The organism is Nereida ignava (assembly GCF_047114695.1).
In the GTDB taxonomy this organism is placed as follows: Bacteria; Pseudomonadota; Alphaproteobacteria; order Rhodobacterales; family Rhodobacteraceae; genus Nereida; species Nereida ignava.
The window spans coordinates 1,572,152-1,591,460 of the sequence record NZ_CP112885.1; the positions used below are offsets into that span (position 1 = coordinate 1,572,152).

Consider the following 19,309-nt stretch of genomic DNA (forward strand, 5'->3'; position numbering starts at 1 on the left):
TTAAGGAAAATAGAAATCGTGTAAAGGCTTAACGCCCGCGCCTAGGCCAGCCTGGTTGCGAAACGATCCATCGTACGTACCAATTCCTCGCTGATGCCTGCCTCTGAAAGTGCGTGTCCTGCGCGCGCAATCAGCTTGAGCTCTGCCTCAGGCCAGTTTTGGGCCAACTTATAGGCCGACGTCGGCGGGCAGATCATATCATATCTACCTTGTACGATTATCGCCGGAATACCGCGCAGCTTGTCCATGTTATCAAGAATTTGATGGTTCTCGCCCAAAAAACCCGCGTTCATGAAGTAGTGATTTTCGAGCCTTGAGAAAGCACGGGCATACTCGGCTGGCGCGTCACCACCGGCACCCTCGTTCATGATGCTGGCCAATGCATTTTCCCAAGCAGCCCAAGCGCGCGCATAGCGCACCTCAGTGGCGTGATTACCCGAAAAGAGGCGCTTATGATACGCGCCAATCATGTCTGCGCGCTCTTCTTCCGGAACAAGGTTCTCAAAGGGTGCCCACAGATCAGGGAAGAACATCGCAGCGCCGCCACCGTAAAACCAATCAAGTTCAGCGCGGGTCATCAAAAACACACCGCGCAAAATAAGTGCCTTTGCGCGATCAGGGTGTGCTTGCGCGTAAATCAATGACAGCGTGGCACCCCAGCTACCGCCGAACACCACCCAACGCTCAATACCCAAAGTTTCACGAATAAGCTCAATGTCGCGCACCAAGTGCCACGTTGTATTATCCTCGACGCTGGCGTGAGGTCTTGACCGCCCACACCCTCGCTGATCAAACAAAATAATGCGGTACTGCGCAGGATCAAAATACCGCCGCATCGTAGGACTACATCCACCACCCGGACCGCCGTGCAACACAACGACAGGTATGCCATCGGGGTTTCCGCACTGCTCCATATAGACAGAATGGCCGTCGCCAACGTCCAGCATCCGTTGATCGAACGGTGCAAGCGCCGGATAAAGGTGCGACAAGGCGCGGCGGGGGGATGCGTTTCTGTCCATGAATGACCTATATAACCCAAAAGAGCGCCGAAACATCCGGTGCGCCATGTTTTTTTGTCATAAGGGCACATCATGACCAACGCACAAACAACCGTCGATCCCGCAGAAATCGCAAAATTCGAGGCAATGGCGGCAGAATGGTGGGACGTAAACGGTAAATTTAAGCCCCTTCATATGCTTAATCCGTGCCGTCTTGATTACATCACAAGACAAATTGCTGCTGAGTTTGGCCGTGATCTTACCCAAGACGCGCCTTTTGAAGGGCTCCGCATTCTTGATATCGGTTGCGGTGGCGGTTTGCTGTGCGAGCCGATGGCGCGCCTTGGCGCCACCATTGTTGGGGCTGATGCTGCCGAGAGAAACATTCCCGTAGCAAAAGTCCATGCAGAACAATGTGGGCTGGATATTGATTACCGCTTCACAACCGCAGAAGCCATGGCCGATGCAGGCGAGCAATTTGACGTGGTTCTCAATATGGAAGTGGTCGAGCACGTAGCAGACCCACTGGCATATCTAACGGCATGCCAACAGTTGCTAAAACCCGGCGGGTTGCAAATTTGCTCAACGCTCAATCGCAATCCCAAAAGCTATTTAATGGCGATCATCGGCGCAGAACACATTATGCGCTGGCTGCCAAAGGGTACTCATGAGTGGTCAAAATTCATCACGCCTGACGAGTTGTTCGAATTGCTGACCACTTCAGGAATGACACCCGTCGACCGCAAGGGCTTTGTCTTCAACCCAATCTCTTGGAGTTGGTCAATTTCTGAAAAAGACCTTAGCGTGAACTACGTGACAGCGTCGACAAAACCGGCCTAATCATCCGCCAGCTTTTGACGCATCTCGCGTAGAATTGGCAGGGTACGGCTTATCTTGTCGTGCCCGATATCTTCGACCATCTGGTTTACCAGCGGCGTGATTTTACGCACAGCTTCATCACGCGCCGCCCGCCCAGCGCCGCTAATCGAAACAAGCTTACGCCGCGCGTCGTCCCAATCAGGGCGAACGTGCACAAAACCCATCAGATCAAGTTTGTTAATCGTGTTGGTCATAGCCCCGCGGGTAAGTCGAAAACGGGCGGCAAGCTGTGCTGGCGTGCGTTCCCCCGTACTTGCAGCAAGATAATTCAGCACTGTTAAATGAGAAATTTCCATCCCATGGGGCAGCGCCTTGGTGACACGACTACGCAACAACTGATCAATCGCCAGAAGCTCAACGACAAGCGTCGCGCCAAGGGTATCAGACGTAGTAACCGGCATTAGGGCCCTTCGAAAAGTTGGTTGTGCTCCCATGCAGGAACACGCTTACGGGCTTTTAATACCTGATTTTTGTCAATTTCAATATAGCTGACGCCAACGCCCTCGCCAAAGTCGCTAAGCACATTTCCCCAAGGATCAACTGCCAAAGAGTGCCCGTATGTTTCGCGGCCCTCGTGCGCACCCCACTGCGCAGGCGCCAGAACATAACAACCTGTCTCAATTGCACGGGCGCGAAGCAACGTCTCCCAATGCGCCTTGCCTGTGGCGACGGCAAACGCAGACGGCACCATAAGCACCTCCGCACCGGCCTGTGCCAAAGCGCGATAAAGATGCGGAAAACGAACGTCATAACAAATTGTCATGCCAATATTCAGACCGTCTGCACGGCCTAAGACCGCAGAGGAACCAGGTCTGTAGCCGCGCGATTCCTGATAGGATTCTGCCTCTGACAACGTGACATCAAACATATGAATTTTGTCATACCGCGCAGTAATATTGCCCGAGCGATCAATCAGAAAAGACCTGTTGGCAAACCGACCATCAGTATCCTTTGTTTTCAGGGCCAAAGACCCAATCAACAAATTAACCCGAAGGGCTGCAGCCAAATCACGAAGCTTTGTTAGCGTAATATCGTCCACTTCAACGTGCAGAACTTCCATTTGCTGGGCACGACTTACGGAAACACAATTCGTCACCTCAGGTGTTGCAATAAACTGCGCACCGGATGCCGCCGCTTCTTCGATAAGCGCCGTTGTCCGTACAAGATTTTCTGCAGGACAATCACCAGAGTTAAGTTGTAGAAGGGCTGCCTTCACGCCAGTAATTTATCCAACTTGCCTGCACGATCCAATGCAAACAGGTCGTCACATCCACCCACATGGATATCGCCAATGAAGATCTGGGGCACAGTACGCCCGCCATTGGCGCGCTTGATCATTTCACCCTTGCGATCAGGCTGAGCCAAAATATTAATCTCTGAAAAGCTTACGCCCTTTTGGCTGAGAAGCCGCTTGGCAGAATGGCAAAAGCCACACAGGGGTGACGTATAAAGTTCAACAGTTTTCATTTTAGGGCGCTCCAATTTGTAGTTGCTAGATAGTTAAGTATCTTTTCCCGCGCGCGCTAGTGTGATGACGAACACCTCGCCAGCACGTGAAGATGCCAGCGCGTTTGCCGCCTCCGCAAGCGTGGCACCTGTGGTCATTACGTCATCTACTAACAAAATTGGTCGCTGAACGATATTTAAGGCGCGTTTTGGATTGACCGTTATCGCGCCGCTTAAAATGTTTAGTCGATCATCGCGGGTTTTACCCTCTAGCATCGGTGTCCGTTTAGGCCGCTGCAAAATATCTGGACCGTATTGCAACCCCATCTGTTGCGCTATCCCGCGAGCCAGCTCAGCAGACTGATTGTAGCGCCGACCAAAAAGACGCGACCAATGAAGCGGTATTGGCACGACCAGCATATTATCACGCCTAAGCGGTCTGGCATGCTGCGCCATCCATTTTGCAGCAGGCCGAACAAGATCAAGACGATCACCGTGTTTAATGCCAAGCACCATCCGGCGACCAAAACCGCTGTAATGAAACACGGACCGGCCAGCACTCCACGGTCTTGGCGCGTGCAAGCAATCGTCGCACTGCATACCATCGACTTCGCTCATCACTTGGGCGCCACATTTTCCACAGACACTGCCATTCAAAAAAGAAACCTCACCCCAACAATCCCCACAAAGCGCGTCAGGCCCGCCGGTCAAGGTGTCGCAAGTTAGGCAATGATGAGGATAGATCAGCCGAAGTGGGTTTTGCATTATAACTTTCCTGACTACATGAGCAGCATGACACAACAACCGCCCCTTACAGATACGCACACCCTGCACCTGCATCACAAAAACCGTCGGACCCCCGATGGGATGTTTTTGCAGCGAGAAGCATTCGATGAAATTTCAGAAAGACTGCTTGGGGTTAAGAAGTCGTTTACGAAAACAGCTGTGGTCACATCGTGGCCGGACCTATGGGCGAATATTGTGAAGGGGGCGGACGTCATCCACCCTGATGATACACTGCGATTTACGGACAACGGCTACGATCTGATCGTTCACGCAATGGATCTTCATTGGGCGAATGATCCTGTCGGGCAAATTGTGCAGTGTCGAAATGCGCTCAAGCCTGATGGATTGTTTTTAGCCGCTTGTTTTGGTGGCCAGACCCTAAACGAGTTACGAAGTGCTATCGCCAAGGCTGAAAGCAGAGTGATGGGCGGGCTGTCACCACGCGTTGTGCCCATGGGTGAAGTGCGCGACTACGGTGCGCTGCTTCAAAGAGCGGGCTTGGCGCTTCCGGTTGCGGACACTTTGACGCTGCCTGTGAGTTACAGCGACACGACTGCTCTGATGATCGATCTGCGAAAAATGGGGGAAAGCAACGCGCTTACCGCACGTACCAAAAAGCCCACGCCAAAATCCGTTTTCGACGCGTTAGAGACTGTTTATCGCCAGAATTTCTCTGACGGCAAAAGGCTGATCGCAACATTCGAAATCATTTTCTTGGCCGGTTGGGTGCCTGATGCAAGCCAACAGCAACCCCTCAAACCCGGCTCGGCAAAGATGAAATTAGCAGATGCTCTGCGTATTCCTGATGACCCAAAAGATTGACCTGAAGCGATTTCCAGTTATCTGGCAACTTAACGCACTTATACCTACGGACTTTAGATGATGTTTGACGCGAAAACGAATACGAGCGACGAGGCTATCTGCCCCGTTCACGCACCAAGCGATCACCCAAAGGTGAAGCCTGCTAAGATTGGGGTTTTGGTCGCCAATCTGGGCACACCGGACAATTACGACTACTGGTCGATGCGCCGGTATTTGAACGAGTTTCTGTCCGATCGGCGTGTCATTGATTACAGCCCATGGCTTTGGCAGCCGCTTTTGCAACTGATCATTTTAACAAAGCGTCCATTTTCTAGCGGTGAAGCGTATAAATCGATCTGGAACCACGACGAGGGCGAGAGCCCTTTGATGACGATCACAAAAAAACAAACCGCTAAGATAAAAGCGCAGATGCAAGAGACCTATGGCGATGACGTCATGGTCGATTTTTGTATGCGCTACGGAAATCCGTCTACAAAATCCAAGGTCCGCGCAATGATCGAAGCCGGATGTCAGAAAATTTTGTTTTTCCCGCTGTATCCACACTACGCCGGAGCAACATCAGCCACCGCAAATGACGAATTCTTCCGTGTTTTGATGAAAGAAAAATGGCAGCCAACCGTGCGCACGGTGCCGGCGTATTATGAGCGTCCGGATTACATTGAAGCGCTAGCCCAGTCGATTGAGACTGCCTACGCCAACGCCGAAAAGCGCCCCGAAATATTGGTGTGTAGCTATCATGGTGTGCCGCAGCGGTACCTGATGGAGGGTGATCCGTATCACTGCCAATGTCAAAAAACGACGCGCCTTTTGAAAGAACGTTTAGGCTGGGATGACACGCAGATCATCACAACATTCCAATCTAAATTCGGGCCGGAAGAGTGGCTTCAACCTTACACCGTCGAGGAAGTCGCGCGGCTTGCGGAAAAGGGCAAAACAAATATTGCAGTTTGTGCGCCTGCATTCTCAGCTGATTGCATTGAAACGCTTGAAGAGATCAACGAGGAAATCTTTGAGAGTTTTGAAGAGGCTGGTGGTCACGACTTCCTCTATATTCCGTGCCTTAATGATGATGATGCTCACATTGCTGCGCTCTGCAACACAATCGACGACAACCTAAAAGGTTGGGTATAAACGCCCTGCGTGCCAGCGATTAGTCTAGCTGCGCACCTGACCAAGTGATCAGGACCTCTCCCAGAGGGCCTGATGCACCGCCTACCCCTGCGATTTCGTCAGCTAAAGGCCCCGCTAGAACGGCAGTGACTGAAATTTGAGTGCTGCCTGCAAGAATGTTGCCGGCTCCCGACGTGCCAAATCCAATTGCCGAGGCATCTGTTTGCGTACCATTCACCAACGTGGGGCCGCTTAATTCAATGCCTGTAATTTCGATCATCTCTGCGCCCGTAGGATTATAATTCGCCGCCCCCGATTGGCCGATTGTAGCGCCACCTGTACGGACACTATCGGCAAGGACATCAGCGCGGCCAGCGCCACCAATAAAACGTAAGGTCGTACGTGCGTCCATTGTGACAGCGTAAGTTGCGGTACCGTCTGTGACCTGAGCAATCGCAGTGCCCTCATAAACAGTCGGAACTATTGGAACCGCAGAATTAGCAGAGGCCCGCACAGCAAGCTTCACATTCCCTCCAACCGGCGAGACCGGGAAAACGTGCTGCAGACCCAAACCCAACGCGTTTTCAATCAAGCCGACGCTGATCTGATCAATGATCAGACTTCTGTTAGTCAAATTCGCTTCCGTTTGACCCAGAGCAGTTTCAAGAGACAGGCTATCAAGACCCAAGGTTGCGACAGAAACAATCACATCTGGATTGGGCGTAGGGTCAGGCGGGTCCGGTGGATCAACAGGAGGATTAACCACAACCGGTCCACCGCCCGTCGTTGCACCGCCACCACCGCCGCTTGCGATTAATGTCACAATAAATAATGCGGCAACTACCGCCCTGCACACAAACTTAAAAAACATGGGTGCCATAGATCACAGCAGGTTTAATAAACGCCTAATCACACCCACAAATCACCAACGGACAAAGCATCAAGGCCAACCCCCCACAATTCAATCGTAGTGCCCTCAAGCGAGAATTCCGCGTGACCATTTGAGTTGGTATAGAACTGATCAAGCGCTGACTGGCGGGATGAAATACCATCAAACCCAGTCAATTCTAAGCGATCAATCCCCACATCAAAATCTGCACCAATCACCACAGCCTGATCCGTGAGAGAAGTATGCCCAATCACATCATTGCCATGCATTGGGTGGAACACAAATACGTCAGCACCGTAACCACCATTCAGAATGTCATCGCCACGGCCACCTTCCAATGTGTCGTCACCCCAGTACAAAAACGCACCAAAATCACCCACCAGAATGTCGTCACCCGCGCCGCCTTCAAGGGTATCATTGCCGTAACCACCAAGCAGCGTATCCGCGTTTTGAACACGACTTGCCACGTCACCATCAATCAACTGATTGGCACCACTTAAAGCGAGCAGAAAATCATTCCCGATACCGCCCTGCATTTGCGCCCCACCGTTTGTATCAAAAATGCTGTCATTTCCCGTATTGCCCTCGAGAATATCGCGACCACCACCACCCGAAAGTATGTCATCGCCATCACCGCCCGACAGGCTGTTGGCGGTGCTATCACCCAAAATCATATCATCGCCTGCTGACCCCAAGACACCTTCAATACTTTGATACGACTGACCCGTAATGTTGACTGAGTTAAGCGATGGATTGTCGAGCGATACGGTCACTTGCTCAAGCCCAGCAAAACTAATCACATCCAACCCCGTGCCTCCAATAAAGCTTGCATTGGGTTGGCTTGCCTCGAAGATTGTCGTTTCAGTCGATGAGAAGAACATCAGACTTCCGTCCCCAGACCCGCCTTCGATCAGATTAACCGTGGGCCGCGATAGACTTGTGTCCAGAATGTGAGCAATGTCATTGGCGCCCGCGCGCGTACCAGTAACGACAACCAAAACCTCTGAACCGTAGGTAAGGCGAAACCCGTCTGATCGGCCCTTCACTTCCATCTGGTCAAACGAATAGATCGACCCCCAAGCAGACAAATCAAGCCGATCCTCAATCAGATCGAAATCACGGATCGTATCTGTGCGGCCGTCAGATGTTAGGATGAACCGATCCGCACTGTCACCGCCGTAAAGAACGTCATTGTAGGCACCATCAACAAACAGGTCACCACCACCGTTGCCATAAATGACAGACGGCTCATCACCTGCAATAAGAAGGTCACTCTGTGGAGTTCCTTGTATAGTGCCCTCAATAACCGGCGTGGCATTCGGTAGCAAAGAAAGGGGCAACGTAAGCTCCGCAACGCCATTAATTGTGTCACTACTTACAAACACACGAAGCGTGCTGGACGTTTTCATCACCTCGATCTCATTGATCGTACCAAGAGATGCCTCAGCCGTGTCCGCGAATTGACCCAGCGACAGCAACCGCCCGTCACCCATGACGCTTAGCAACGAAATCCCCGCATCAGCGCCGCCCACCAGAATGAAGACCTGACCTTCGTGGTAGAAAGTCTCTACAGCAGCGGCGTTATTCAAGCGTGTCTCGCTCGTATCAATCACAAAATCCAGTAAGTTCAGCGCATTAGTCGAAATGCTAAGGGTCGCCAGCGCGCCGTGATCCGTTGTGACAAGTGCAATATGCTGTTCGCCTAATTCAATCACCTGCACATCAACAATGGCGCCAAACCCAAGCCCCTCGACCGCGCCAAGGCTATCGATAACGCCTATGTCCCCAGACAGGGTTCTTTCCAGTAAAATCACACCACCAGACGCAGACCCCGTGAGGATAAAATCACGACCATCAAGGGTAAATTCAACGATGCTTGAGATATTGCTGCCATATGCATGATCGCTGGCAACATTATCCGTGCTCGTGGCAGTTGTGGTATCATCGTCCACTGAAAACTGATGCAGACCGCTGACCCCATACCCCCCAGCAAGCAGCGACAGGCCGCTTTCGTTTTGGCTGACAGTATAATTGACCGCGTAATTTGCATGAGACAGGTCGGTGCTGTTCAGGCCGCCAGAAGCCCAACTGATTGGCGCACCGCCTGCGGTTACTGATTGTGTTCCAAAATTTAACGCGATGTCCGGCGCATTGGCTACAATTGGCTCCGCATCAATATCAAAGCCACCGCCATCAAGCGAGACAGTCTCGTACCAATCATTTTGAAAGCCAAAAACGCCCAGATATGTACCTGCCTGATTAGCAAAGACTGCCAAATCGCGCGGCCGCATATCTTCATTTGGCTCGCCCCAAACGTGGCGAACCTGAAAACTCAAGCTCAACATAAAACTCACCCACCTATTACCCTATTGGCAAGCTAACCGCGCAGGGTTAACGCAGCTTCAGCGCAACTAGGCAATTGAGTGATCAGTTTGTGGCGGAAATTGGACAATAAAAAACGGCGGCCTGCAGAACGCCGTTAGCTAAGATTTTATAAAGACTTATCTCTAAATGAGCAAAACCTGAGTACCCACTTTGGTCAAATCAAACAGCTCTTGGACGTGTTCATTATAAAGACCAATGCAACCGTTCGATGACCTGCGCCCAATCTTGCGCGTGTCATGAGTGCCGTGGATGCGGTAATATGTCCAACTCAGGTACAGCGCATGGGTCCCGAGCGGATTGTCCGGACCGGGGCCAATGAAGTCGGGCCATTCGGGGTTACGCTCTTTCATCGAAGGCGTTGGACGCCAGCTTGGGCCATCTACTTTTTGCGTGATCCGCGTACGCCCTAGACGGGTCAAATCATCTGAAAGCGGCACACTGGTAGGGTAGAGTTTATAAACACTCTCGTCCTCGGACCAATAATGCAGCGCACGAGACGTCACATCTACAAGCACGGCGCCATTCTTAAGGTTGCTAAAGTAAGGCTGCCACTCAAGCGCACGAAAACTTGAGATATTGCGACGAACAACTTCAGAGATGTCACGCTCAACTTCAATTTCCTCATCCAAGGCCAATGCTGGGCTGGCCAATGACGTCGCGGCAGCGCCGACAAACGCGCGGCGGCTCAATTTAAAAGTGTCGCTCATCAATATCGCTCCTGGTAAAACCATCTGACACATAATTATTGCCTGAAAGCCGCACTAGCAAATCAAACAAGCGTTAGATCGCCACGATTTTTCCAATCTGGGTTTGATCTACAACGGTGTTGGTTTACAGGTTGGGAAAGGTTTGAGGTTTTAATTGATATGATCCGTCCCATTCTTCTTTCGCTGACAGTTGCGCTTTCATTAGCGGCTTGTACCCCGATTACGTCAGGACAGCTGGCAATCGATGGAAAGCCTCGGCCAAAACTCTATAAAATCCGCGAACGCGATACTGCCAAAATCCAGTTCCGCACGCTGGATTCAGTAAATGCACTGCGCCAAGCGTCCGGGGCAGGACCAATCGAATTGAGCGCTGAGTTGACGGCAGCAGCAGCCACGCATGCGCGCGATATGTCGGTGCAAAACCGACCGTGGCACTTTGGCTCTGACGGGTCGTCCCCATTAGACCGCGTCGCACGCGCTGGATACTCTGGTGCATTCATAGGTGAGGCAATCTCGGAAACTTATGAGACCGAGCTAGAGACATTGGCCGCATGGATGGAAGAAGAAGGCACACGCCGTGTTATTCTGAATACCGATGCAACTGAAATGGGTTTTGCGTGGTTTCAGGAACCAAATGGCAAAATCTGGTGGACGTTGGTTTTAGGTGAGGCTGCCGCAACACCCCAAGAGCCGCTGCCCTTAGGGTAAAATCACAATTGGCGTTCCAGTTTGGACCATTGAGTAGATTTCCGTCATCTCACGATCTGTTACGGCTATACATCCCCATGTCCAATCCCCTCGCGCCCTTTGAAAGCGCGGGCCGCGACCATGGATGAAAATGTCCCCACCCGGTTCAACCCCTGCTGCCTTGGCGACAGCCATGTCGTTTGCATTCGGATATGAAATACCCAGAGACAGATGATACGCACTATTGGGATTGCGTCGGTCGATGAAGTACGTCCCCTCAGGTGTCCGACCATCACCTTCGGCCTTTTTATGACCTTCGGGCGCAAACCCAAGACCAATATTATAGCGGCGCAGAATGCGCTTATTTTGCATCAGCCACATTTTGCGGCGTGATTTTGACACCGTAATCTGAGTAACCTTAGGACCGCGGTAGGCTTTAGGCGCGCCCATAAGACCGCATCCCGCAAGCCCAAGGCCCATAAGCCCAAGGAGAAGTGTTCGCCGTTGCATCAATACCTGCCCTCAGTTTTTCACTGTCTTTCGGCACATTTACTGCAAAACGCTACTATCACAAAGACATTACTGACTACGGCCTATGGCTCGCGAAACGCCTCACGCGATTTATACAAAGGCTTCAAAAGATACTGCAACACAGTCTTTTCGCCCGTATGAAGCTCTACTTGCGCCTGCATCCCGGGCCGGATCTCAATGTATGCTTGCCGGTCGTTCAGATTAGCAAGATCAACCTGAAGCGTCACTTTGTAATGCGGATCACCGTCTGGCTTTCTGTCATCCTTAAACGTGTCCGCCGAGATAAACTGAACCTGCCCCTTCAGACTTCCATAGATCGTGTAGTCATAGGCAGAAAGCTTTATGGTCGCGTCTTGCCCCCGCTTGATGTTGGCGATGTCCTCGGGCCGCACGCGCGCCTCAACGAACAACTCTTCATCAAGTGGGATGATCTGAAATATCTCCTCGCCAGGCCGCACAACGCCACCGATCGTCGTAATGCTGAGGTTATTCACCACGCCACGCATTGGGGACTTAATGATCGTTCGTTCCAGTTGATCTTGGGCAACTTTCAAGTTTTGCCGCAACGTCGCAATTTCTTTCAATGTGTCTGAATACTGCCCAGCGCGCTCCAGCTCAGCTTGCGTAACGATTTCATTGTATTTGATCTCGGCGTCACCGTGGGCTTTGCGGGCGCGGGTAACTTCAATCAAAGAGACGATTTTACGTTCAAGCAAATTCTCGAGTAGCTCACGTTCCTTAGCGGCCTGCGCTAACACGTTTCGCGCGCCTTGGGTTCGGCTGACATAATCGCTTTGCCTGGCGTTCAAAAGCGCTTGCTCGGAGGCGACCATCTCAGGCTGCCGCGCAGCAAGATCAGCAGCAACGTCAAAATCAAACGCGCCAGCAACTTCTGCCTCAAGGCGCAGACGGCGAACCTCAAGCGCGTCAATCTGTTCTTGCAGATCATCGACCGCCGTTTGAAACCGCGTAGCATAAAGTGTGGCAAGCACTTGCCCCGGCTGAACCGTATCGCCTTGGCTCACCAGCATCTCTGACAGGATGCCGCCTTCAAGGTTCTGAATGATCTGAGGACGCGAACTGCTGACGACCTCACCATCCGCGCGCACAATCTCATCAATCCACGCAAACGCGGCCCAGCCAATGAACACCGCCAATGTTGCTGCAACGAGCCAGATGATAATGCTTGGCCCACGCATTGTTTCGTTCAAATCTGCGTCAATAGTTGCCATCAGCTTACCTTCTTTTTGGTTTGAGCAAGATGGTTAAGAACTTGTTCGCGTGGCCCATCAACCGTGAGGCGACCATGCTGCAAAATCAAAGTCCGCTCTGTAAGCGCAAGGATCGGAACCCTGTGTGTGGCAATGATCGCGGTGCGCCCTGTAAGCCAGCCCTTCAGCCGTTCAACAAGTGCACCCTCAAGTCCTTGATCAAGCGCAGCTGTCGGCTCGTCGAGCAGCACAATTTTGGGATCTTGCAGCCAAATCCGCGCCCAGCCGATGGACTGACGCTGGCCAATCGAAAGGCCCTCACCCCCATCGTGGATCACCAGATCCAAACCCTTGGGGTGGTTTTTGACATGTTCTCCAAGCCCCGCAAACTCAAGCGCCTGCATTAAGCGGTCATCGTCACGCTCAAGCATGTTCAAGTTCAGGTTATCGCGCAGTGTTCCTGCGAAAAGCCGCACATCCTGAGACAGGTAACCCACATTGCGACGGATATCCTTGGGGTGCACTTGGTTCATGTCCACACCGTCCAAAAGAACCCGACCGTCAGTGGGCGCATAGAGCCCTGAAATCAACTTAAGCAAAGTCGACTTCCCAGAACCGTTGCTTCCTAACACCGCCACAGTCTGTCCCGGCAGGATTTTCACTGCAGCCACATCAAGTGTTGGCGCGCCGTCTACATCGTACTGGAATTTCAGGTCGCGCAACTCAAACGTACCCTCCATCATTTCACGGCGAAGGTATGTTCTATCCTCGTTAAGTTCCTGCTCTGCGTCAGCCACGTCATCAAGACCATCCAGAGCAGCTTTCACGTTTGTCCAACGCGCCATAGTGCCTGCAAATTGAGTAAGGGGTGCAAGTGTACGGCTTGTGAGAATACCAACAGCAATGATGGACCCAACTGTGAACTGTCCGGCAAAAACCATATACGTGCCGACCACGACCGCCGCGACATAAGTCGCTTGCTGTACGCCTTGGCTCCAAAAAGTGAGCGTACTTGCCAGCTTGCGTTGCTCTGATGATTTCAAGCTAGAAAGCGTCATCAACTCGGTCCAGACGCGGCGGAAACGCTCTTCGCCGCGCTGTGCTTTTACGGTGTCCGCTTCGTAAATCGCTTCGTGCAATAACCGGCTTGCCTTGGCGCTAGCGCCTTGTGTCTCTTGCGTCAGCTTGATCATGCGTTTCTGAAAGAAGAACCCGGGGATCACCATCAATGCGCCACCGGCAACAAGGACCCAAACCAAGTCACCTGCGATCGACCAAACCAGCGCAAGAAAAACAAATACAAACGGAATATCCGTCAGGCTGCCAATGGTTGAGGCTGTAAAAAACTCGCGAACAGAACCGAACTCGCGCATGGCATTGTAAAGAGATGAAGGGGACGCGCCCTTACCGGCTTTCATACCCAACACGCGCTGCATCAGCACATTTTGAACTGAAAGCTCAATCTGACGGCCCGCTGAATCAAGCAGTCGCGCCCGTGCAATCTTTAGAAATGCTTCCATCAAAAGCGCCAAGCCAGCGCCAACAAAAAGCACCCAAAGCGTTGCCGTGGATTGATGGGGAATGACGCGGTCATACACCTGAAGCGAAAACAGCGCGACTGACACGGCCAAGATATTTGCCACGAAAGAGCCCACGCCAACCTCAATTAGTTGACGCTTATATTTTGGAAATTCGCCCCAGAACCAATGCGCGCGCGCAGACTTAGCAGCATGCTTCGTGGCAAGCTGTTGAAGGCGCACCTCACCGCGCACAATGATGCCTGTAAAGACGCTTTCAAACTCCTCTAGAGGGACCTCTGCGCGATTGTCTGAACATGTGATGTCGTAAATCGTTAGAGTATCTTGGCTTTGCTGCAGCACCAAAACAAACTGGCCGCTCGTCATCATTGCAATGGCTGGCCAGTGATCTGCCGTACAGACATTCACAGTCGCCACCTCAGTGGTGAGGCCCGCCTGCTTTAGCCCGCGCGCCATATCGCCTGCCGTTACTTCGCCAGTATTATGATCTGCATCTGAAACCATCGCCTCAAGAACGTCAGAGGTAACTGCCTCCACGCCCAAAATACCCGCATAAACACTTGCAAGCTGCGCCCGTGATCTCAGTTTCTCTGCAAAGGGATCAACAGCGGGCGTGACATCAATATTGGGCGTAGGCTCTGTCTGCGCATCCGCTTTGGTGCTGCGGGTCACTTTTTGCAGCTTACCGTCTTTTCGGGCGTTGATATCAAAGGCAAGAACAGGTCCGGTCAAATCTCTTCTCCGTCTGCCAACAAACCAAGTTCTTTGGCGATTTCCAATTGAATGCGAGCGACCTCGAATTGATGGGTAACGTGTGCCCGCTCACTGCGGATTTTCGCCTCGTAAACGTTGATCACATCCATCACGGGCCGCTGACCCGCATCATATTGCTGCTCAAACAAATCAAGGTTCGCATTCGCACCATCTAGCAAAGACTGGCTCTGTGATTGCTGACGCTGAACCGAGATGAGCTGTTGCTCAAGCTTGGCGAGGCGGCGGTTGCTATCCTCTACGGCTTGGGCAACTTGTCGCTTCGCCGCGTCCCGCTGTGCATCAATTGCCTTCAGATCAGAACCCAACCCAAAGCCGATCCCATTTTCAGCCCCAGCTGAAACACCTGCGCCGCGCGACCCGTCACTGCCGACAGAACCACTAAGCGTCAGCCCCGGCAACAAACCAGCACGGGCCGCGGTGGCCTCGGCAATTGCGCGGTCTTTCTCGGCATGCGCGCGCATGACCAACAGCGGCTCGGCACTATCGTTCAGAACCGGAATATCGGAGATACCCATCACATCATGGATAGAGGTTGCAGACATTGCGGCAAGTTCAGCTAAAGCAGTGTTCGCCTCCTCGACATCCTGCGCATAGGCAGAGCGGATCTCGGCTGCTTTTTGTTGAATGACCTGAAGATCAGCGCGGTTTGACACACCACCACGCACCCGTTCGCTCATCACCCACTCAAATTTCACCATCCGCTCTACCGCAGATTTGCCCACACGCGCGCGGGCTTTGGCACTTTGTGCGGTCAGATATAGATCGAGACCTGTGTAAACGCGGTTATTGGTATCTATCGCCAAATTTACTGCAGCGACCTCAACATCAGCAGCAGCAAACGCGCGTTCGGCCTTTTTCTTTCCATTATCGAAAAGAACCTGTTCGACCAGCAGACTTGCCACAACACCACCCAAAGATGTCAGCGATACAGACGGACCAATCGTGGGTAGCCAATTCTTGGAGCGCGCCTGCGACCGTAATTTGGCCGCACGCAGCTCAGCCTCGGCTGTGCGTGCATTTGCTGCCAGCACACCATCGCTGATCTCAGAAAACGGGCTGTTTTTTGGCAGAACACTCTGGCGCGATTGAAGCGTTGTGATGATCTTACTTGATGACGATTGCGCCGCATCAGCGCTATTAGTTTTAGGTGAAAACAACGCTTTGGTTCCACGTGTGACTTCGGGAAGCGGGTTCACACATCCAGACAACACAACCACGGCAATACCTGCCGCGATTATTGGTCTTTTGGGGATGTTGAAAGTCACCACTTAGTCTCCACGCACTCGTAAACCTTGCCCCGAAAGGGCGCAGATCAAGTAATCACTGCGCCCGTCACGGGTTTAGATAATAACGTTAATGTCTTCGTTAATAACGAGGCTGCCACCCTCGTTACCGAGAGAATACACATCAAAGGTTTGGCCATTGATTGTCTCGGTTGTGTTCGCACGAACGGCGCCTTGGATGTTGACCGTATCGTCACTGCCGCCGTTGATGCGCACTGTGTTGGAATTTGAAGATAGGCTTTCAAGATCATCGGCTGTAATCGTGAGTTGTGAGTCCTCAGCCAGCGACAGATTGATAGAACCGATATCAAATTGGCCAAGTGCAGCCACATTGAGATCCACAATATCGGTCGCAACATCGTCCAACACAAACAACGTTGAATTTGAATTTCCTGATGCATCATCCGCCGTAACCACCAACTGTGAGCCATCCGGCACACCGTGAGTAAACTCAAAGTCTGTCCGGTCACGCAATGTGTTCTCGGTTTGAGTAAATGTCACATTATTGGCGCTACCGCCTGCGGTAATTTCAGTAATGGTAAACGTGTCAGTTGTGGTCTCGGTACCAATTTCAACAACACCGTCACGAGCATCTTTATCAAATGACCGGATCAAAGGCGCATCGGGTGCCTGCGTGTCTACATCAAACGACGTGTTAAGCGACTTCACGTTGCCAACTGCATCAGTCGCTGTAACGACAACGTTCGCAGTATAATCACCAAGGGGCAAAGTGGCGGGATCAAACGAAATGCTCCAATCGCCGTTTGGTGCAACAGTTGCCTGTTGCGACACACCGTTAATGGCGACGGACACAGTTGAGCCAATTTCAGTCGTGCCGTTCAGCACAACACCGTCTGAATATTCACTTGCGTTAACAGCATTGTCGCCCTCAACCGCAGTGCCGGAAATGGACATGTTGCTAACGATCGTATCGATGCGCACGTTGGCAGATACATCGCGTACGTTGCCAGCAAGATCAGTGGCAGTAGCTGTAACAGCCGTAGAGGCGATCTCGGCGGCGGGAACAGCAGACGCGGGGAAAGTCACGTTCCAATTACCGTTACCGTCTGCAACCGTGGTAAGAGACGATGTGCCAAACGCAACAACCACAGTTGATCCAACTTCGGACGTGCCAGAGATCAGAACTCCGTTTGCTGCGTCAGACTGGCTGATGATGTTATCACCTTCGATTGGTTGCTGGATGCCCAGATTATCAACCACCGTATCAACGCGCACACTGTCAGCCACAGACAAAGTATTGCCAGCGCTGTCAGTTGTGGTGGCAGTGATAGAGGACGGGTACGTTCCACCGGCTACTTCGGTTGGCAGATATGTCGTGGTCCAATTGCCGTTCACATCTGAAACAGCCGTGTGCTCAACCCCGCCGAGGGTAACATTCACAACAGCCCCAGGTGTGGCGGTGCCATGCAGCACCACACCGTCACTGGCCTCGTTAAAGTTGATGACGTCATCGCCTTCGATTGGATCCGCACTCAACGTCAGGAAACCCGCATCACGGTCAATCTGAACAGTCTCGCTAATTGAAGTCGTATTTTGAGCCGCATCAGTTGCATCAATCGTCAGTGTTGTAGGTGTTTCACCGGTAGGGATCTGTGCACCATTGAAAGCCACAGACCAATCGCCATTCGGCTGTACAACTGCAGGCAAAGTGACTGCGCCAAGCGTCACCTGAACCGTTGATCCAGGCTCAACCGTCCCAGTCAGGGAAACGCCTTCCGCGGCCTCAGCAATGTTGATGACACCATCACCACCAACGGGACCACCTGTTTTGGTGAGGTCGTTTACATATGTATCCACGTCAAACGTATGGCTTGCAGTTACCACGTTACCGACCGCGTCAGTAGCTGTCGCGATTGCCGTCAACTCATACTCACCGTTGGGGAAGTCGGTTGCGGGGTATGTTACGCTCCAGGTGCCATCGTTCGCTACAGGGGCATCGTAGGTTGCATCACCAATCGCCACACTCACGCTTGATCCGGGCGCGGCAGTACCAGTCAGTACAACGCCATCGTTCCGCTCAGCACCGTTAACTACATTCTCACCCTCAACCTGAGTCGATGTGATCGCCACAGATGTGATCGTATCAATATCCAATGTGGATGTGGTTGATGCAGTATTTCCGTATGGGTCGGTAGCCGTCGCGACCACGGTTGCTTCATACTCGCCAGCGGGAATTTCTGACGCGGCAAAAACAGCAGTCCATGTACCGTCATCGGCAACAGTCGCCATGTGCGTCACAGAACCCATTTGCACTGAAACTGTTGAGCCAATCTCAGTCGTTCCAGTGATGGTAATGCCGTCATTGGCTTCTGCAGCGCTTACGACACCATCTTGCTCAACTGTCTCAGTCTCAAGCGTGACGTGCGCCAAGGTGTCAATATGAAGGGTGTCCGTTGAGGTTGCAGTGTTACCTGCTTCATCCGTAGCCAAGATGGAAACTGGTAGCGTATACTCACCGCCCTCCAGAACACCTTCCTCATATGTGACGGTCCATGTGCCGTTCTCAGCCACAATTGTCTCGCGGGTGTTGCCGTCAACCGTAACCTGAAGCGCTGCACCAGGCTCACCAACGCCGGAAACATCAACGCCGTCGCCATGATCAACCGCATTGACCGTATGCCCAACAGAGACTGTGCCCGCTGTAATTGAGGCGTCAGGTGGCGTGTTGTCTCCACCACCTCCTCCGCCACCACCGACCAACAGCGCGGCGCCGCCAGCCACCGCAGCACCAGCACCAGTCGCGCCGATCCCACCAAGACCCGTCAGAAGGGCGGTACCAAGCATACCCGCCTCCGGCTCTGTTACGATTGCATCGGCAATTGCAAAATCGACGTTGTCACCGCGTGTGAAGAAAAGTGCGTCATCAGCACTCCACTTTCCAAAGGCTTCTGCCTCGGAATAATATGCTGAAATCAGATCCCCACCTTGCTCGGAAATCTGCACCTCTGTGAGGAAGCCATCGTCGCCTAGAAACAGTTGATTAGAAACGGCGCCTGCCTCAACGAAGTATCCGCCAAGCGTAAGAACGCTGCCGTCCGTCAATGTAACAACCAAGTCACTCCCTTGCCGGTCAAAGCTAGCAACTTCGGATCGCCTTAAATTCAGTGAAATATCTTGGCTGCTGCCGATATTGAGAGCTGCGGTATCGCCGTTCTCCAGAACGGTTCCGCGCTGTAAATTGCCCGTGCCATCACGGACAACGAACCTAATCGCTGACATGGTTACTACTCCGCCTCAAAAGT

Annotated in this window: 17 protein-coding genes; 4 read left to right on the forward strand and 13 right to left on the reverse strand. The window is 52.4% G+C overall.

Going from position 1 to position 19,309, the window contains the following annotated elements; genetic code table 11:
* Positions 1 to 41: 41 nt before the first annotated feature.
* Positions 42 to 1,019: a prolyl aminopeptidase gene (gene pip / locus OLX08_RS07780; protein ID WP_391480754.1), complete on the reverse strand. Its 978-nt coding sequence runs from the start codon at positions 1,017 to 1,019 to the stop codon at positions 42 to 44.
* A 72-nt stretch (positions 1,020 to 1,091) separates the two neighbouring features.
* Between pip and ubiG the strand changes: the two genes are divergently transcribed.
* Positions 1,092 to 1,838, forward strand: a complete 747-nt coding sequence (gene ubiG, locus OLX08_RS07785; RefSeq protein ID WP_391480756.1) for a bifunctional 2-polyprenyl-6-hydroxyphenol methylase/3-demethylubiquinol 3-O-methyltransferase UbiG — start codon at positions 1,092 to 1,094, stop codon at positions 1,836 to 1,838.
* Here ubiG and OLX08_RS07790 read toward each other — a convergent pair.
* Genes OLX08_RS07790 through OLX08_RS07805 form a run of 4 tightly spaced genes read right to left on the reverse strand, consistent with a single transcriptional unit; the run spans position 1,835 to position 4,163 of the window.
* Positions 1,835 to 2,278, reverse strand: coding sequence for a MarR family winged helix-turn-helix transcriptional regulator (locus OLX08_RS07790; RefSeq protein ID WP_341246456.1), 444 nt, complete (start codon positions 2,276 to 2,278; stop codon positions 1,835 to 1,837). The genes ubiG and OLX08_RS07790 overlap by 4 nt on opposite strands.
* Positions 2,278 to 3,093 (reverse strand): carbon-nitrogen hydrolase family protein, encoded by an 816-nt coding sequence (locus OLX08_RS07795; protein ID WP_391480757.1) that lies wholly within the window; start codon positions 3,091 to 3,093, stop codon positions 2,278 to 2,280. Before OLX08_RS07795 ends, OLX08_RS07790 begins: the two co-directional genes overlap by 1 nt.
* Entirely contained in the window at positions 3,090 to 3,344 is a 255-nt protein-coding gene (grxC, locus tag OLX08_RS07800) for a glutaredoxin 3 (RefSeq protein ID WP_048598527.1), read from the reverse strand. The genes OLX08_RS07795 and grxC overlap by 4 nt, the downstream gene beginning before the upstream one ends.
* Positions 3,345 to 3,377: 33 nt before the next feature.
* A complete protein-coding gene (locus OLX08_RS07805) occupies positions 3,378 to 4,163 on the reverse strand; it encodes a ComF family protein (protein ID WP_391483210.1) in 786 nt (261 codons plus the stop codon).
* On the opposite strand from OLX08_RS07805, the gene OLX08_RS07810 reads away from it, so the two are divergent.
* Positions 4,116 to 4,931: an SAM-dependent methyltransferase gene (locus OLX08_RS07810; protein ID WP_412535642.1), complete on the forward strand. Its 816-nt coding sequence runs from the start codon at positions 4,116 to 4,118 to the stop codon at positions 4,929 to 4,931. The genes OLX08_RS07805 and OLX08_RS07810 overlap by 48 nt on opposite strands.
* Positions 4,932 to 4,991: 60 nt before the next feature.
* On the forward strand, positions 4,992 to 6,062 hold the full coding sequence (gene hemH / locus OLX08_RS07815; protein WP_391480761.1) for a ferrochelatase: 1,071 nt from the start codon (positions 4,992 to 4,994) through the stop codon (positions 6,060 to 6,062).
* A gap of 19 nt (positions 6,063 to 6,081) precedes the next feature.
* Here hemH and OLX08_RS07820 read toward each other — a convergent pair whose 3' ends face one another.
* From OLX08_RS07820 to OLX08_RS07830, 3 genes are all read right to left on the reverse strand, one after another.
* Positions 6,082 to 6,864, reverse strand: a complete 783-nt coding sequence (locus tag OLX08_RS07820; protein WP_391480762.1) for a hypothetical protein — start codon at positions 6,862 to 6,864, stop codon at positions 6,082 to 6,084.
* Between the two features lie 86 nt (positions 6,865 to 6,950).
* Complete coding sequence (locus OLX08_RS07825; protein WP_391480763.1) at positions 6,951 to 9,275, reverse strand: calcium-binding protein; 2,325 nt, start codon at positions 9,273 to 9,275, stop codon at positions 6,951 to 6,953.
* A 162-nt stretch (positions 9,276 to 9,437) separates the two neighbouring features.
* On the reverse strand, positions 9,438 to 10,022 hold the full coding sequence (locus OLX08_RS07830) for a L,D-transpeptidase (RefSeq protein ID WP_048598533.1): 585 nt from the start codon (positions 10,020 to 10,022) through the stop codon (positions 9,438 to 9,440).
* Positions 10,023 to 10,181: 159 nt separating this feature from the next.
* Between OLX08_RS07830 and OLX08_RS07835 the strand changes: the two genes are divergently transcribed.
* The gene (locus tag OLX08_RS07835) at positions 10,182 to 10,730 is read left to right on the forward strand and encodes a CAP domain-containing protein (protein ID WP_391480765.1); all 549 of its coding nucleotides are present in this window, start codon (positions 10,182 to 10,184) and stop codon (positions 10,728 to 10,730) included.
* On the opposite strand, the gene OLX08_RS07840 is transcribed toward OLX08_RS07835, so the two are convergent.
* The 5 genes from OLX08_RS07840 to OLX08_RS07860 all read right to left on the reverse strand — a co-directional run bounded on the left by OLX08_RS07840 (position 10,722) and on the right by OLX08_RS07860 (position 19,286).
* On the reverse strand, positions 10,722 to 11,219 hold the full coding sequence (locus tag OLX08_RS07840) for a L,D-transpeptidase family protein (RefSeq protein WP_391480766.1): 498 nt from the start codon (positions 11,217 to 11,219) through the stop codon (positions 10,722 to 10,724). The genes OLX08_RS07835 and OLX08_RS07840 overlap by 9 nt on opposite strands.
* Positions 11,220 to 11,302: 83 nt before the next feature.
* Entirely contained in the window at positions 11,303 to 12,472 is a 1,170-nt protein-coding gene (locus tag OLX08_RS07845; RefSeq protein WP_391480768.1) for an HlyD family type I secretion periplasmic adaptor subunit, read from the reverse strand.
* On the reverse strand, positions 12,472 to 14,721 hold the full coding sequence (locus tag OLX08_RS07850; protein WP_391480769.1) for an ATP-binding cassette domain-containing protein: 2,250 nt from the start codon (positions 14,719 to 14,721) through the stop codon (positions 12,472 to 12,474). Before OLX08_RS07850 ends, OLX08_RS07845 begins: the two co-directional genes overlap by 1 nt.
* Entirely contained in the window at positions 14,718 to 16,028 is a 1,311-nt protein-coding gene (locus OLX08_RS07855) for a TolC family protein (RefSeq protein WP_391480771.1), read from the reverse strand. The genes OLX08_RS07850 and OLX08_RS07855 overlap by 4 nt, the downstream gene beginning before the upstream one ends.
* 75 nt (positions 16,029 to 16,103) lie before the next feature.
* Positions 16,104 to 19,286 carry an Ig-like domain-containing protein gene (locus tag OLX08_RS07860; RefSeq protein WP_391480773.1) on the reverse strand — a complete coding sequence of 1,061 codons (3,183 nt, stop codon included), beginning with the start codon at positions 19,284 to 19,286 and terminating at the stop codon, positions 16,104 to 16,106.
* Between the last annotated feature and the right edge of the window lie 23 nt (positions 19,287 to 19,309).

Coding starts and splice junctions, on each gene's coding strand:
- pip (WP_391480754.1), bottom strand. CDS start 1,019: ATGGACAGAAACGCATCCCCCCGCCGCGCCTTGTCGCACCTTTATCCG.
- ubiG (WP_391480756.1), top strand. CDS start 1,092: ATGACCAACGCACAAACAACCGTCGATCCCGCAGAAATCGCAAAATTC.
- OLX08_RS07790 (WP_341246456.1), bottom strand. CDS start 2,278: ATGCCGGTTACTACGTCTGATACCCTTGGCGCGACGCTTGTCGTTGAG.
- grxC (WP_048598527.1), bottom strand. CDS start 3,344: ATGAAAACTGTTGAACTTTATACGTCACCCCTGTGTGGCTTTTGCCAT.
- OLX08_RS07810 (WP_412535642.1), top strand. CDS start 4,116: ATGACACAACAACCGCCCCTTACAGATACGCACACCCTGCACCTGCAT.
- OLX08_RS07805 (WP_391483210.1), bottom strand. CDS start 4,163: ATGCAGGTGCAGGGTGTGCGTATCTGTAAGGGGCGGTTGTTGTGTCAT.
- hemH (WP_391480761.1), top strand. CDS start 4,992: ATGTTTGACGCGAAAACGAATACGAGCGACGAGGCTATCTGCCCCGTT.
- OLX08_RS07825 (WP_391480763.1), bottom strand. CDS start 9,275: ATGTTGAGCTTGAGTTTTCAGGTTCGCCACGTTTGGGGCGAGCCAAAT.
- OLX08_RS07830 (WP_048598533.1), bottom strand. CDS start 10,022: ATGAGCGACACTTTTAAATTGAGCCGCCGCGCGTTTGTCGGCGCTGCC.
- OLX08_RS07835 (WP_391480765.1), top strand. CDS start 10,182: ATGATCCGTCCCATTCTTCTTTCGCTGACAGTTGCGCTTTCATTAGCG.
- OLX08_RS07840 (WP_391480766.1), bottom strand. CDS start 11,219: ATGCAACGGCGAACACTTCTCCTTGGGCTTATGGGCCTTGGGCTTGCG.
- OLX08_RS07845 (WP_391480768.1), bottom strand. CDS start 12,472: ATGGCAACTATTGACGCAGATTTGAACGAAACAATGCGTGGGCCAAGC.
- OLX08_RS07860 (WP_391480773.1), bottom strand. CDS start 19,286: ATGTCAGCGATTAGGTTCGTTGTCCGTGATGGCACGGGCAATTTACAG.